We start from the raw sequence: 13,863 nt of genomic DNA on the forward strand, positions 1-13,863 counted from the left end.
CCGACGGTCAGTCCGATACCGGTCGCGGCAGGGCCGCACGGGAGCCGGCGTCCGGCGCGGGCGAGTCGCCCGTGCTGTCCGCGTCGCCGTACCCGTCCCCGTCGCCGTACCCCGCCTCACGCGGGCCGCCCAGGGCGAGACTGGGCGTGCCGTTGAGCATCCGCAGCCCGTGCTCGACGGTCAGCGCGGTGCGCACGCCCTTCAGGGACAGCCCAAGTTCGACGAGCGTGATGGCCACCGCCGGACGCATCCCGACCACGACGGTCTCGGCGTCCAGCACCCGGGAGATCGACGCGATCGTCGACAGCATCCGCCCGATGAACGAGTCGACGATGTCCAGCGCGCTGATGTCGATGATGACGGCGCGCGCGCCGGTGGCGACGATGCGCTCCGACAGGTCCTCCTGCAGCCGCATGGCGAGCTGGTCCTCCAGGTCGACCTGGATCGAGACGAGCAGGACCTCGCCGAGGGTGAAGATGGGGATCTGGTCCATCAGTCCCGCCGCACCGCCCGCCGGTTCAGCTCGAACCCACCCGCGCGCAGGGTGTGCATGAGCGCGTCGGCCAGGCTGGCCTTGGTGACGATGTCGCCGAACTCGATACCGAGCGCGACGATGGTCTGGGCGATCTGCGGCCGGATACCCGATATGACGCAGTCGGCGCCCATGAGCCGGGCGGCCACGACCGTCTTGAGGATGTGCTGCGCGACCTGGGTGTCCACCGCCGGTACCCCGGTGATGTCGATGATCGCGTACGGCGAGCCGGTGTCCACCAGCGTCTGGAGCAGCCGCTCCATGACCACCTGTGCCCGAGCGGAGTCCAGCGTGCCGACCAGCGGTACGGCGACGACCCCGTCCCACAGCTTGACCACCGGCGTGGACAGCTCCAGCAACTGCTCGGCCTGTTCGGCGATCAGCGCCTCGCGGGTCCTGGAATACGCCTCGAAGGTGAACAGTCCCAGCTCGTCGACGAACTGCGAGACGGCGACGAACAGGCGCAACGAGCCGGATTCCCCGGCGTCGAGCACGCCGAGCACCGCTTCCTTGAGCGCGAACACGCTGATCGCGGTCTCCGTGGCGGTGAACCCGTGCAGGGCGCGCTGCCGGGACAGCTCGCCGAGCACCGCCCGCAACTCGACCGCCGCCGGCGAGTCCAGCGTCAACTCACCTTCCGTGACCACGGTGCCACGCAGAGCGTCGTACAGCTCGCGAATCTGGCGCGCCAGTTCGGCCTCCGCCAGCCGGCCGCGCAGCCCGGTGCCCGCGTTCGCTGTCCACCGCTTCAACAGCTCGTCCCGGTGGTCCCGCAGCAGCCCGGCGAATTGGGTGGTGGTGCCGATGTCCATCGTCGCGCCCTCCGGTCGCGCAGTGATTGGTCCCGAAGGGATCTTCGGTCGCGCCGACTGTATCACCGGCTGTAGTGGTGCGCTGGTTTCGCTAAAACGCGCACCATCGCTGGGAATCCCCTACGATCCAGGCAGCAACGCCAGGTCGGTCGAGGCCGTGAAACGACACGCGCCGGGGGTCGGCGGGGCGGATGGAACAGATAGGGATCGGTCGTCAATGTCGCTAGCGATTGCCGTCAACGACGAGGGGACGCCGGCCGTGATCGCGGTCGGTGGCGAACTCGACATGAACACGTCGGGCGAGTTGTTCGACGCCGCCGCCGCGCTGATCGACGCCGGCCGGCGTCGGCTGGTGCTCGACCTCGACCAGCTCACGTTCTGCGACTCGGCCGGGATCACCGCGTTCGTCCGGCTGACCAAGCGGGCCGGCGAGGCCGGCGGTGCCCTGGCCCTGGCCCGGCCGGTGCAGATCGTCGAGTCCGTGCTCAAGCTCACCGGCCTGGTCGAGGTGATCCCGGTGTTCCCGACGGTGGAGCAGGCGCGGGCGGCCCTGGCGACGTAACCCCTAGCGACGCGACACGGCGAGCAGGAACGCCGCGGCGGTCCGGACGCCCCGGTCGAACGCGCGGACGGACAGCCGCTCGTCGGGTGCGTGCATCCGGTCGTCGGGCAGCGCGAACCCGATGAGGACGGTGGGTACGCCGCGCCGGACCGCCAGCTCGTACACCGCGGGGATGGTGCCGCCCGCACGCAGCAGCACGGGTTCGACGCCGAAACCGTGCCGGCAGGCGGCCCGCGCGGCGGCCACCACCGGCCCGGAGACCGGCAACTCCACCGGCGGCGCGGCGGAGGCCACGGTCAGCTCCGCCCGGGTACCGGGCCGGGCCAGCGCGCGGATCCGTCGGGTCAGCTCGGCGTGCATTCGCCGCGGATCCTGACCCGGCGCCAGCCGCAGGTTGAGGTGAGCGCGGGCTTGGGCCACCACCACCGCCCGGCCCCGCCCTCCGGTCAGCCCCGCGTCCAGCGCGGACACCACGAGCGCCGGGCGTACCGTGCCCCGCTCGTACGCGGTCCATCCGGCCTCGACCGTGCCCGGACCGGGTACGGCGGCCCGCGCCAGCGCCAACAGCTCACGGTCGGACGGGTCGCCCGGGGTCCGGCCCGGTCGCGGCCGGGTACCGGTATCCAGGCCGGCGCGCAGCCGCCCGTACCGGTCGTGCAGCCCGGCGACGATCCGGCACAGTTCCCGGGCAGGGTCGGCGACCACCCCGCCGTACGCGCCGGAGTGCAGGTCGGTCGCCGCGCCCCGGACGGTGAGCCGGCAATGCAGCGAGCCGCGCAGCGACACGGTCAGCGCCGGGGTGTCCACGTCGCGCATGCGGGTGTCGCTGACCACCGCCGCGTCCGGCACCCGGCCAGCCCACACCGTGTCGAGCACCCGGGCCAGGTGCGGGCTGCCGACCTCCTCCTCGCCGTCGAGCACCACGACGACGTTGACCGGCAGGGCACCGGCGACGGCAAGCCACGACTCGATCGCGGCGAGGTGCGTGAACAACTGGCCCTTGTCGTCCGAGACGCCCCGGCCGATGAGCAGGTCGCCGCGCAGGGTGGGCCGGAACGCACCGTGGCTCCACGCGGCGGCCGGCCCGGCCGGCTGGACGTCGTAGTGGCCGTACACCAGAAGGGTCGGACGCCCGTCGCCGGGACCGGCCCGCCCGACCACGGCCGGCGCCCCGGGAGTGCGCACCAGGCCTACGTTGGCCAGGCCGGCCGCGCGCAGCCGGTCGACCAGCCACCGCGCGGCCCGGGCGACGTCCGCGCGCCGCGCCGGGTCTGCGCTGACGCTCGGGATCGCGGCGAGCGCCGCCACGTCGGCCAGGTACCGGTCGCGGTGCGCCCCGGCGTGCGACAGCACCGCGGCGAGCACCTGGCGCTCCGGTCAGGGACGCTTGCCGTTGGCCGACATCGCCGACCCGCGGTACGTGCCCAGGCCACCGCGGCGCGAGTAGTTCGGGCCGCGGCGGCGCGGACGGGGTGCGGCGACGCCCACCGGGCTGTGCCGGTCCCAGGGCAGGACGCGTTCGGTCTCGCTGCGCTTGGCCAGACCCAGCGACTGCGCCGACGTGATCCACTCCTCCGCCGGTTCGGCGATCTCCAGCAGCAGCGCCTCGAACTCCGCCCGGGTCGATTCCAGGATGTGCGGTGCGCCGAGCCAGCGCAGCACCTGCCGGCCGGTGACACCCATCCGCTGGCGGGGCGAGGTCACCAGGCGCTCGTCGAAGTAGCGGATCAGAACTTCGTCGACCACGTCCCAGGCGTTCGCCGCCCCGAACAGTTCCTTGATGTCGGGGGCGTCGAGGATCCGGTACGCCTCGTCGAGCAACTGCATCAGCTCGACGCGCAACACGTTGAGGTGGCCGTACGAGGTGAACTTCAGGTTGTTGCGCAGGTCGAGACCGGCTCGCCGGACGATCGCGATGCTGCCGAAGCTCGGGTCGTACGCGCGCATCCGGATCACGTCCGAGATGCGCTTGTCCCGCCAGAACAGCGCCACCTGGTTGGAGAAGTGCACGAGCAGCTTGTGGAAGTCGGTGTTCGGCCGCGACCCGGCGGCACCACGCCCCGAGCCGTACCCGAGCACCCGCCGGTACGCGCCGATGCGGTCGTCCTGCGTGTACCGCAGCACCTCGCGCCGGTCGAACTTGTAGAGCCCGAACGCACCCGGGCCGTCGGACAGCCGCACCGCGCCCTGCTGGAACAGCTGCTGCAGCTTGTGCACCACCTTGAAGACACCGATCTTCTCGTGCTGGTACACGTAGTACAGGTCGCCGACGGCCAGGATCCGCTCGGAGGCGACGGTCTCGTCGTACTCCTTGACCCCGCGCGGCATCCGGGTCTCGCCCAGCACGGTCGCCGCCTGCGGACCGACACCGGCCAGCTGCGCGAGGCCGCCGTCGGGGGGCGGCGCGGCGGCCAGGTCGGCGGCGTCGATGACCGCCTGCATGTCGTCGAGCTGCTTGTTGATGGCGTCGGCGAGCTGCGGGTCGACGGACAGCTGGGAGGCCAGGCCGCTCGCCACCTGCTCACGCAGCGCCGCGAGCCGGTCGTACAGCTCGTCGTATTCCTTCTCGGTGCTCATCGGTCACTCCTGTCCAGCGTCGCAGCGCCCGTGTCCGCACTCTGGACGCGGATCCACTCGTGGTCCTCGACGCGCCACCGGTCTGGCTGGCCGGCCGCTCCGATCGCGCGGATCTCCAACGCGGTCGCGGTGGTCACGTCGTGGCCGTCGCTCTCGAACCGCAGCTGCCACACGCCGCCGCCCTGATCCACGGCGTGGTCGCCGGTCGCCACGACCAGAAGGCCCGGGCCGGTCAGCACGAACGCGTGTGCCGAGGGGTCGAAGTTGCTGACCGTCACCTCGAACGGCTCGCCGTCGAAGACGATCTCGGGTACGGTCCGGAACAGCACCGCCCGGAACGTGGCCCGCGCCAGCCGCGCGGTGATCCGCAGAGTACGCAACAGCTCGGCCGCCGCTGCCTCGACCCGCGCGGTACGGAACCCCAGCGGCAGGTCGCCGCGCACCTTGATCTTCAGGCTTCCCCGTTCGCACACCGGAACCAGCAGGTGCCGGGCGGCGTCGCGGAGCGCCTCGACAGTCGGTACGAACGCCGTCTCCACCGCGTCGCGACCGCCCACGTCGATGACGGCCTTCCCCTCGCTGCCGGCGAAGGCGCGCACCCACTCCAGCAGGCTGTCGACGAACAGCGTGGTGCCCGGTACCCGGACCGCCTGCCGCTGGCCCTTGTCGATCAGCACCGAGTCCAGTGCCGACTCCAGGTCGTCCACCAGGTCGTACAGCGCGGCGAGCTGGCCGCCCAGCACGGTGAGGGTGTTGCCCAGGAACACCCCGGAGCCGGCGAACACGTCGAGTTGCTGCCGCTGCGAGTCCCAGCTCATGACCAACCCCGCGACCCAGTCCGACAAAGTGATGAACGTGGTCTCGATGCGCTCGTCGGCCAGCGTGTTGACGCTGCGGTTGTCGGCCTGCAGGAAGCCGAACTGGTCGCGCACGCGACCGAGGTGCCCGCCGATGTGCCGCGCGTCGAAGTCCGTCGTGCTGAACCCCACCCGCGGGTCGTACGCGGTGAGCATGCGGAACAACAGATCGATGCGCTCCTCCCGGAGTACCGGCGAGGCCAGTTCGTACCGCAGCTCCTCCAGGTCATGACGGACCAGGCCGCGGAAGGCCGCACAGTCGTCCGGGTCCGCGTCGGGCAGCAGCGGCACCAGCGAGTCCAGCAGCGGCAACGCCTCGCGGACCGTGCTGGCCACCCGTGCCGCGAGCGACGCCTGCCCGCCGGTCACCTGGCCGAGGTCAGCCTGGACGGCGAAGCCGCGCGGAGTCCAGGTCAGCTCGTTGTGCCCCTCCACCCGCTTGATGGCGAAGCTGTTGGTGAGCGCGGCGAGGAACGCGGTCGGATCGTCCGGGCGCCAGCGCCAGCCGAGCGTGTCACTGATCCGCCGCAGCGCGGTGATCCCCGGATCCCCCGGGACGTCGCCGGCCGTGGTCGAGGCGACCTCTTTGGTGAGGATCGGGAACGGCAGGTCGGGCACGCTGGACCCGGGCGACGGCGAGTGCCCGTTGGACGACGTGGACCCGCCCAGCGCCTGCTCGGTCGGCACGGCGCCGTTGCCGTCCCCGCCCGTGCCGCCGCCACGTGTCTGGCCGGGCGTCGGGCGTGGGTCCGGCTTGCGCCTCGGGCTGGTTGGCATGACTACCTCCGTGGTGGCGATGTCTCAGCGGCTCGTGGTCAGGCGGACCGTCGGGACGGATTTCTGTTCAAGTACCTCGCGCCAGCAGCGCAGCAGGATCTGTTCGGCGTCGTGGAGCGGTTGTTCGCACCGGTCCAGTCCGGTGTCGACGGCCTGCCACCAGGCCCGCCAACCGTTGCCGTGGGGCGCCAGCGCCCGGCGCAGGGCCGTCGTCGCGGCATAGCCGCGCAGCTGCCGCTCGTACCGGGTGCGCAGGCCGTCGAGCGCGCCGGCGACATCGGCCAGCGCCGGGTCCTCGCCGAGGCCGGCCAATGCGGCCTCGATCTCGCCCAGCCCGTCGGTGACCTGTTCGCTCAGGCCGTCGGCGGCGGCGAGGTCTCCCGGGCGGTCCTCGGTCACCGTCACCGCCAGTTCCCGCCACGCCTGGCGCAGCCGCCGCAGCGCGGCGTCGAGCGCGGCGGTCTCGGTCGCGAGACTCATGACTGTCACCGCCTCGCCAGTTCGAGGAAGAAGTTGCGCATCAACGTCTCCGGATCGGCCCGGCCCTGCTCGACCGCGACCCGGACCGCGCCGATGAGAAACCGCTCGGGTACGACGCCCGGGTCGACTCCCCGGGCGAGCCGGTCGGCGGCCTCCTCGACCATCGCCTGCTCCTTGCGCTCGAACCGCAGCACCTGGCTCAGGGTGCGGTCACCGAGGCTGGGAAAGCGGGTCCCGGCGATCGCGTCGACCACCAGCGGCACGGTTCGGCTCGCGGTGCGCAGGACGACCGGCGGGATCGACGATCCCCGCGCGTTCGGGTACAGGCTGCGCCACAGCCGCTCGTACCCGGTCGCCTCGTCACCGAAGCCCATCCGGCGCAGCAGGTGGATGGACAGGAACGCCCGCAGGTACGGGGTCGGGTGCGGCCCGTCCGGCGAGTAGTGCAGCGACATGGCCGGGTCGCGGCCGATCACGTCGAACAGTGAGCCGACGAACGCCGGACCGCCCAGCAGCAGACCCGACAGGTCGGCGAAGCTCTCCCGGTTCCACCGGGTCCACACCGCCACCACGTCCCGGGGCAGCCGCGCGTCGAGCAGCCGCCGCGCGATGCTGCGCGGCACGGCCCGTTGCAGGCCCAGGTCGTTCTGCAGGTTGTGGCTGATCTCGTGGAGCACCGCGCCGAGCGTCCACGGGTTGACCAGCCGGTGGTACGGCAACTGCACCAGCGGGAACGGGTTGAGCTGCCGACCCAGCCGGCGCAGCGGGATGCCGCGGCGGTAGGTGGCCGGCGAGAACCCGGTGCGCATGTACGAGAACGGCGGCGGTGCAGGGATCGAGCGCGGTACCCCCAGCCCCAGGTACGCGTACTGGTAGCAGTCCAGCGCGATGCGGTCGCAGCCGAGCAGCCAGTCGGCGTACTTGGACTGGCGCTGGCCGAACAGTTCGAGGTAGAAGTCCCAGACCCGTTCGGTGGCACGTACCCAGTCGTGGGCGCGGGACTTGACCTTCAACAGTTCGACCAGGCGTTCCTGGGTCGGCGACTCCCCCGCGGCCTCGGCCGCCAGCCGCACCGCGCCGGTGACCGCGCGCAGTGGCCGGCGCAGCGTCTCCAGCAGCCGGTTGACGGCCAGGATGTGCCCCTCGGACGGGGTGGCCGCTCCCGCGCCGAACTCCGCGCGGGTGAACGGTCGCAGCGCCGCGAGGTGCCGTTCGACGTTGGTCGCCTGGCTGGACACCCAGGGCCGCAGCGGCGCGACCCTCCGACCAGTCTGGCTCGGCGCGTCTGTCGCCGCGCCACGACCCAGACCAGTCGCGCCCGGTTGCGCCTGCCTCGGGGCGCCCGCCGGACGCCCGACCGCGCGCCCCGGCGGGCTGCGGCGGGGCGGGGCGGGCGCGACACCGAGGTCAGCGAACACGGGAGCGGACTCTCCTCGATCGGGCCGCCGAGCGGATCGGGCGGCGGGCCGGCCGGCGGTAGGTGCCGGTACGGCGGCGGTTGCGGGCGTGCCAGCGCCGGTCGAACACGGCGACGGCGTTGGTGGCGCGGCGCGCGCTGTCCGGGTCGGACAGCACCCGGCTGGTCATGTCGCCGAGCGTGCGGAACACCGAGTTGCCGGTGATGTCCCGGCCGCCCGCCGCCTGGTCTGCCAGGCTCTGCACGGTGCGCTGGGCGATCACCGGCAGCGCGGAGACCAGCTTGCGGGTCTGCGGGTTGCTGCGCAGTTGGCGTACCACTCGGGTGGCGCCGCGCACGAGCGTCGGGGCGAGCCTGCGCACCAGCGGCGCGGCGCGCGGGATCAGCTTGGCCGCGAGAGGCAGCAGCGCGCCGATGAACGCCTCGGCCTCCGCCTCGCTTTCCGCGGACGCGGCCGAGTGGGCGAAGTGGGCCATCAGTTCGGCGTCCGGGTAGATGCGCCGGACCGGGTTGACGAAGTCCTCGCTCTCGCCTTCGGCCTCTAGCTCGGCCTCGGTTTCGAACTCGAACTCGTACTCCGCCTCTTCCTCGCCCTCGTCTTCGTACTCGTACTCGCCCTCGAGCTCGTCCTCGAACTCGGATTCGGCCTCGTAGGCGCTCTCCAGCTCGTCTTCCAGCTCACCCTCGATGGTCGGGTATCTCGTACTCACCGGTCCTCCTTCGGCTCACCTGGTGTGTCGCTGCCCCACGCGCGTCACTGTCGCGGTGCGGGCGGGTGTCGCGCCCCGGGGGACGCGCACGTCGGTCACCACCCGTACGGTCCGCGCGGGCTGCCCGGGGCGTCCGGGTACGCGTACCGGCGTGACGACACGCATCGTGCTGCTCCGCCGGGCTGTGTTCAGACCAGTTCCGTGACCGCCAACGAGCCGGTTGCGCACCGGGTAGCCCCGGACGGCGCGCGCACCGTGGTGGCGCGGCCGGCCGCCGGCGTACTGGTACCCGCCGCGGTGACCGTGGTGCGGGCCGTGGTGCGGGCCGTGGTGCGCCTTGGCGTACCGGCGCGCGCCGACGACGTTGCGCGCCAACGCGTGCCGGCACCGGCGGTGGCTGCCCAGCACCCGGGCGGTGTGCCGGGCCATCACCCGGCCGGCGTGGGCCGACGTGACCGGCGCGCCGGAGCTGGCCCGCCGGGTCAGCGTCTCCGCCGTGTCGCGCACGATCGTGGGTACCGCCCGCACGAACTCCCGCGCCTCCTGCGTGCCGTACAGCAGCCGCGTGATCACGGCAGAGCCGCGGACCAGGCCGGGCAGTACGCGGGCGAGTGCCCGGCGGTCGCGTGCCGACAGCACGGTCAGCGACGCCGCGCCGGCGAGTGCCTCGGCTTCGGCCTCACTGGCGGCCTGCGTCGCCATGGCGGCCAGCGCCTCGGCCTCGCACTGCGCCGCGGTCAGCGGCCGGCCGGTCGCCGCGCGGTGGTCCGCCTCGAGCTCGGACTCGCTCTCGCCCTCCGCCTCGCCCTCCAGCTGGCTGGTCAGGGCTCGCGCCGCCATGCCGGCGATGGGACCACCGACGGCGGTGGCGACGAGCGGTCCGGCGGTCTTGGCGAGCGTCTTGAGCATGGGCGCGGCTTTGCGTAGCAACCCGCCAAAGCGTTTGCGCAGACCCTTGAAGAATTCTTCGCCCTCGTCCTCGTACTCGGCTTCGTACTCGTCCTCGAATTCGGCCTCGTCCTCGTACTCGCTCTCGTACTCGCTCTCGCCGAGCAGGCCGCCGACGACCTTTCCGAGACCGCCGAGGAACTCTTCGCTCTCGTCCTCGTACTCGGCTTCGAGTTCGTCTTCGAATTCGCCCTCGAACTCGTCTTCGTACTCACTCTCGAACTCGTCCTCGAACTCGCCTTCCAGCTCGTCCTCGAACTCGTCCTCCCCCTCGCCGAGCAGACCGCCGACGAGTTTGCCGATGCCGCCGAGGAACTCCTCGCCCTCGGCCTCGCTCTCGTCCTCGCCCTCGCCGAACAGGCCGCCGACGATCTTCCCGAGGAACTCCTCGCTCTCCCGGGACACCGCGAGGTCGTGCTGATGTGCCATTGCCGGCTCCTCCCTACACAAGGGCTACCCGTACCAGTGCAGGACAGTCGACGCCGGCGCGGTAGTCGCCAGTGAATGGGGGCTCGGGCGTGTTGCCCTTCTCAAGCTGCCCTTGTCGAGTTGCCCGGACCGTGCTGCCCCGGGTGAGGCGCCGCGGGTGGGCTAGCTCGTTTGTGCGTCGGCCGGACATCCCAATGGCGCCTCGTGTCGCGCATCTGCTAGAACGACGACTTGTCGTCCTGGATGCTGCCCATGGAGTGTTGCCTCGTTCGGCGCGCTAAGGGGGCTCGATGGACGCGACGGCTCAGTACGTCACCGATCCACGCGCCGATCCCGGGCCCGACGAAACCCTGACACTGGCGCACGAACTCGTTCGCCAACTGGTGGAAGCGACGGGCAAGCCGACCGGGTCGAGTGAGGTTCTGCTCGATTGCACAATAGACGGCGTTCATTACCGACTGATCGGTTCGCCGTGCCCGGCACCGCAGAACGGTCGGCGCAGCGTGCCTGGCGTCCGCGGACTCAGCCCGCGCGAACTGGAAATCGCCCGTATGGTCAGCCTCGGCCACACCACCAAGACCATCGCCGACGTCCTCGACATCAGCCTGTGGACCGTGTCCACGCACCTGCGCCGGGTCTTCGCCAAGCTCGGCGTGTCGACCCGCGCCGCGATGATCGGCGTGCTGTCCGGAGACCCCGAACTGGCCGCCGTCACCGCGGACACGCCGCCCGGTCGGGTGTGACCGTCGGCTACCAGAGTTCCGCGCTGGCCCGCTACGCCCGGCACCGGGAGTTGATCGGGGAATCGGAATGGTGCTATGCGTTACCAGTCAGGCGGTTGGTTCCTCTTCGCACTCTCCACGACCGGCATTGCCGTGCGTCGCCGGCGACCTCATCCTGTGCGTGGCACCGGACGTGCGATCGGGAGGACACATGGCCAAGGAGAAGTTCGAGCTCGCGTTCCTCGCCGGGGGCGCGATGCTGGACGTGTTGAACAAGCGGCTGCGCCGCACCCCGGCCACGCCCCGCGAGGAGGTCGGCGCCGCCGCGTACGCGGTGAGCCGGGTGTTCGAGGAGCAGCGGGACCAGTTGACCGACGCCGACGCGGTGGCCCGGCAGATCACCGCGATCCGCGAGGAGCTGACCGCGTCCCGACCCAACCGGTACCTGCTGGCCGGGTTCGTCGACGAGCTGGCGTACCTGGTGCGCGACGTGGCCGAACTGGGCGCGACGGTGGAGTGCCTGCGCACCGCGATCGCCGGGTACCTCGACTGACAGATCCGATACCGCGGACGATCGCGGGTCGCCGGGCGCGCGGGGTGCCCGGCGACCCGTTCGCGTGTCGGGCCGCACTACCCGTCGATGGCCGAGCGCAGCTCCCGCAGGATGCGGGCGAGGGCGACGCGGTCGTGCTCGCTGAGTGTCCCGAAGACGCGGTCGGCCTCCGCCTGGCGGGCGACCCGGATCGCCTCCCCGGTCGTCGTGCCCGACTCGGTGAGCGCGACCAGTGTCACCCGCCGATCGCGGGGGTCGGCACGCCGCTCCACCAGGCCCAGGCCGGACAGGTCGTCCACGACCTCGGTGGCCGACCGGGGCGCGATGCGCAGATGGTGGGCCAGGTCGGACAGGCGCATGGCGCCGTGGCGCAGGACCGACTCGATCGCACGGGACTGGGACGGAGTCAGGTCCCAGGGCGTCAGGGTGAGCCGCGACTGGTGGCGTAGCGCGCGGGCGACGCTCCAGAGCGTCTCGGACAGGCTCTCGTCCTCCTGGGGCGGCTTCACGGGAAATACGGTAGCACCTGATCTTGTTGTTACCTCATAATGAGGTAACCTCAGCATATCCCGATCAGGAGGCTCATTTGGCATCGGATCTCCCCAGTCGCGGCCACGGAGAAGGCCGCTCATCCCGTCGCACCGTCACCGCCGCCGAGAAGGCTCAGGCGAAATCGGTCTCCCTGCGCCGTATCGGGCGCCTGTTCGCGCCGTACCGCGGCCTGCTCGCCATCGTCATCTCGATCATCGTGGCCTCGTCCTTCGTCTCGATGGCCTCGCCGTTCCTGCTGCGTGCCGTGATCGACCGCGCCCTGCCGGGACGCGACCTCCGGCTGCTCGTCTGGCTGGTGATCGGCATGGTCGCCGTGGCGGCCGTCACCTCGGCGCTCGGCGTGGTCCAGACCTGGATCTCGACCCGGGTCGGCCAGCAGGTCATGCACGTCCTGCGTACGTCGGTCTTCCAGCACCTGCACCGGCAGTCGATCGCGTTCTTCACCCGGACCCGCACCGGTGAGGTCCAGTCGCGCATCACCAACGACATCGGCGGCATGGAGTCGGTGGTCACCTCCACGGCCACCTCGATCGCCGCCAACCTGACCACCGCGGTCGCCACCGCCGTGGCGATGGTCGCGCTGTCCTGGCGGCTGTCCCTGGTCTCGCTCGTGGTCCTGCCCCCGGCGATCTACCTGACCCGACGGGTCGCCCGGATGCGCCGCGCCATCACCGCGGCCCGCCAACGCGAACTCGCCGACCTCAACGTCACCATCGAAGAGGGCCTGTCGATCAGTGGCGTACAGCTGTCCAAGACCATGGGCACGGGCGGCTCGCTCATCTCGCGGTTCACCGCGTCCTCCGCCCGGCTCATCGACCTGGAACTGCGCTCGGAACTGGCCGGACGCTGGCGGATGGCGTCGATGAGCGTCATCTTCGCCGCGATCCCCGCCGTCATCTACCTGGCGGCCGGACTGCCGGTCAGCGCCGGCACGATGACCATCGGGACCCTGGTCGCTTTCACCGCGCTGCAGTCCGGACTGTTCCGGCCGCTGACCGGCCTGCTGAGTGTCGGCGTGTCGCTGACCAGCTCGCTCGCCCTGTTCGCCCGCATCTTCGAATACCTCGACCTGCCGGTGGAGATCGACGACCCGGCAGACCCGGTCGACGTCGATCCGCCGGCCGTCGCCGGACACCTGCGGATCGAAGACGTGACCTTCCGGTACGCCGGCAACGACCGGGACGCGCTGTCCAGGGTCACCCTCGACGTGCCGGCCGGCACCACGCTGGCCCTGGTCGGCGAGACCGGCTCCGGCAAGAGCACGCTCGCCGCGCTGGTCGCCCGGCTCTACGACCCGACCGCCGGCCGGGTCACCATCGACGGCATCGACGTCCGCGACCTGCGGCTGACCGACCTTGCCGCGATCGTCGGCGTGGTCAGCCAGGAAACGTACCTGCTCCACACGACCGTGCGGGAGAACCTGCGGTACGTGAAGCCGGACGCGACCGACGACCAGATCGAGGACGCGGCCCGGGCGGCGCAGATCCACGACCTCATCGTGGGCCTGCCCGACGGGTACGACACGGTCGTCGGGTCCCGGGGCCACCGGTTCTCCGGCGGCGAGAAGCAGCGCATCGCGATCGCCCGCACGCTCCTGCGCGATCCGCGCGTCCTGGTGCTCGACGAGGCGACCAGCGCCCTGGACACGCAGACCGAACGCGCGGTGCAGCGGGCCTTCGAGGCGCTGGCCGAGGGGCGGACCACCATCACCATCGCGCACCGGCTGTCCACCGTCCGGGGTGCCGACCAGATCGCGGTGCTGGACCACGGTCGGGTGGTGGAGACCGGCACGCACACCAGTCTGGTCAACGACAACGGCCGCTACGCCGCCCTCGCGGCGTAGCGGATCCGGGGTCGCACGATCCGAGCGGTCGTGCCCCGCAGACGCGGGCCGGGAAACGGATCCGCGATTCCGCTCCGGGGCGCGGGGTGAGC

The 13,863-nt window shown here is 71.7% G+C and carries 14 protein-coding genes; 4 read left to right on the forward strand and 10 right to left on the reverse strand.

Annotated features, from left to right (window positions below):
- Positions 1–7: 7 nt before the first annotated feature.
- Both Raf01_RS20260 and Raf01_RS20265 read right to left on the reverse strand, forming a co-directional pair.
- Positions 8–493 (reverse strand): STAS domain-containing protein, encoded by a 486-nt coding sequence (locus Raf01_RS20260; protein ID WP_239133757.1) that lies wholly within the window; start codon positions 491–493, stop codon positions 8–10.
- Complete coding sequence (locus Raf01_RS20265) at positions 493–1,344, reverse strand: STAS domain-containing protein (protein WP_203919508.1); 852 nt, start codon at positions 1,342–1,344, stop codon at positions 493–495. The genes Raf01_RS20260 and Raf01_RS20265 overlap by 1 nt, the downstream gene beginning before the upstream one ends.
- Before the next feature lie 217 nt (positions 1,345–1,561).
- Between Raf01_RS20265 and Raf01_RS20270 the strand changes: the two genes are divergently transcribed.
- Positions 1,562–1,906: an STAS domain-containing protein gene (locus Raf01_RS20270; RefSeq protein ID WP_203919509.1), complete on the forward strand. Its 345-nt coding sequence runs from the start codon at positions 1,562–1,564 to the stop codon at positions 1,904–1,906.
- A gap of 3 nt (positions 1,907–1,909) precedes the next feature.
- Here the strand turns inward: Raf01_RS20270 and Raf01_RS20275 are convergent, their stop codons facing one another.
- Genes Raf01_RS20275 through Raf01_RS20305 form a run of 7 tightly spaced genes read right to left on the reverse strand, consistent with a single transcriptional unit; the run spans position 1,910 to position 10,101 of the window.
- On the reverse strand, positions 1,910–3,271 hold the full coding sequence (locus Raf01_RS20275; protein ID WP_203919510.1) for a M20/M25/M40 family metallo-hydrolase: 1,362 nt from the start codon (positions 3,269–3,271) through the stop codon (positions 1,910–1,912).
- A gap of 12 nt (positions 3,272–3,283) precedes the next feature.
- Positions 3,284–4,483 carry a hypothetical protein gene (locus tag Raf01_RS20280; protein ID WP_203919511.1) on the reverse strand — a complete coding sequence of 400 codons (1,200 nt, stop codon included), beginning with the start codon at positions 4,481–4,483 and terminating at the stop codon, positions 3,284–3,286.
- Positions 4,480–6,117: a hypothetical protein gene (locus Raf01_RS20285; protein WP_203919512.1), complete on the reverse strand. Its 1,638-nt coding sequence runs from the start codon at positions 6,115–6,117 to the stop codon at positions 4,480–4,482. The genes Raf01_RS20280 and Raf01_RS20285 overlap by 4 nt, the downstream gene beginning before the upstream one ends.
- 24 nt (positions 6,118–6,141) lie before the next feature.
- A complete protein-coding gene (locus Raf01_RS20290) occupies positions 6,142–6,597 on the reverse strand; it encodes a hypothetical protein (protein WP_203919513.1) in 456 nt (151 codons plus the stop codon).
- Between the two features lie 5 nt (positions 6,598–6,602).
- Complete coding sequence (locus Raf01_RS20295) at positions 6,603–8,015, reverse strand: hypothetical protein (protein WP_203919514.1); 1,413 nt, start codon at positions 8,013–8,015, stop codon at positions 6,603–6,605.
- Positions 8,005–8,724 (reverse strand): hypothetical protein, encoded by a 720-nt coding sequence (locus Raf01_RS20300; protein ID WP_203919515.1) that lies wholly within the window; start codon positions 8,722–8,724, stop codon positions 8,005–8,007. The genes Raf01_RS20295 and Raf01_RS20300 overlap by 11 nt, the downstream gene beginning before the upstream one ends.
- A 15-nt stretch (positions 8,725–8,739) precedes the next feature.
- Positions 8,740–10,101 (reverse strand): hypothetical protein, encoded by a 1,362-nt coding sequence (locus Raf01_RS20305; RefSeq protein WP_203919516.1) that lies wholly within the window; start codon positions 10,099–10,101, stop codon positions 8,740–8,742.
- Between the two features lie 290 nt (positions 10,102–10,391).
- Between Raf01_RS20305 and Raf01_RS20310 the strand changes: the two genes are divergently transcribed.
- Together Raf01_RS20310 and Raf01_RS20315 are read left to right on the forward strand one after the other, a co-directional pair.
- The gene (locus Raf01_RS20310; RefSeq protein ID WP_203919517.1) at positions 10,392–10,844 is read left to right on the forward strand and encodes a helix-turn-helix domain-containing protein; all 453 of its coding nucleotides are present in this window, start codon (positions 10,392–10,394) and stop codon (positions 10,842–10,844) included.
- 190 nt (positions 10,845–11,034) lie between these two features.
- Positions 11,035–11,376, forward strand: coding sequence for a hypothetical protein (locus Raf01_RS20315; RefSeq protein WP_203919518.1), 342 nt, complete (start codon positions 11,035–11,037; stop codon positions 11,374–11,376).
- A 77-nt stretch (positions 11,377–11,453) separates the two neighbouring features.
- On the opposite strand, the gene Raf01_RS20320 is transcribed toward Raf01_RS20315, so the two are convergent.
- Positions 11,454–11,885, reverse strand: coding sequence for a MarR family winged helix-turn-helix transcriptional regulator (locus Raf01_RS20320; RefSeq protein ID WP_239133758.1), 432 nt, complete (start codon positions 11,883–11,885; stop codon positions 11,454–11,456).
- A 173-nt stretch (positions 11,886–12,058) separates the two neighbouring features.
- Here Raf01_RS20320 and Raf01_RS20325 point away from each other — a divergent pair, with 173 nt between their 5' ends.
- Complete coding sequence (locus Raf01_RS20325; protein ID WP_239133764.1) at positions 12,059–13,771, forward strand: ABC transporter ATP-binding protein; 1,713 nt, start codon at positions 12,059–12,061, stop codon at positions 13,769–13,771.
- Positions 13,772–13,863 lie beyond the last annotated feature (92 nt).

This window comes from Rugosimonospora africana (assembly GCF_016862975.1).
GTDB classification, from domain to species: Bacteria; Actinomycetota; Actinomycetes; order Mycobacteriales; family Micromonosporaceae; genus Rugosimonospora; species Rugosimonospora africana.

Coding starts and splice junctions, on each gene's coding strand:
- Raf01_RS20260 (WP_239133757.1), bottom strand. CDS start 493: ATGGACCAGATCCCCATCTTCACCCTCGGCGAGGTCCTGCTCGTCTCG.
- Raf01_RS20265 (WP_203919508.1), bottom strand. CDS start 1,344: ATGGACATCGGCACCACCACCCAATTCGCCGGGCTGCTGCGGGACCAC.
- Raf01_RS20270 (WP_203919509.1), top strand. CDS start 1,562: ATGTCGCTAGCGATTGCCGTCAACGACGAGGGGACGCCGGCCGTGATC.
- Raf01_RS20280 (WP_203919511.1), bottom strand. CDS start 4,483: ATGAGCACCGAGAAGGAATACGACGAGCTGTACGACCGGCTCGCGGCG.
- Raf01_RS20285 (WP_203919512.1), bottom strand. CDS start 6,117: ATGCCAACCAGCCCGAGGCGCAAGCCGGACCCACGCCCGACGCCCGGC.
- Raf01_RS20290 (WP_203919513.1), bottom strand. CDS start 6,597: ATGAGTCTCGCGACCGAGACCGCCGCGCTCGACGCCGCGCTGCGGCGG.
- Raf01_RS20305 (WP_203919516.1), bottom strand. CDS start 10,101: ATGGCACATCAGCACGACCTCGCGGTGTCCCGGGAGAGCGAGGAGTTC.
- Raf01_RS20310 (WP_203919517.1), top strand. CDS start 10,392: ATGGACGCGACGGCTCAGTACGTCACCGATCCACGCGCCGATCCCGGG.
- Raf01_RS20315 (WP_203919518.1), top strand. CDS start 11,035: ATGGCCAAGGAGAAGTTCGAGCTCGCGTTCCTCGCCGGGGGCGCGATG.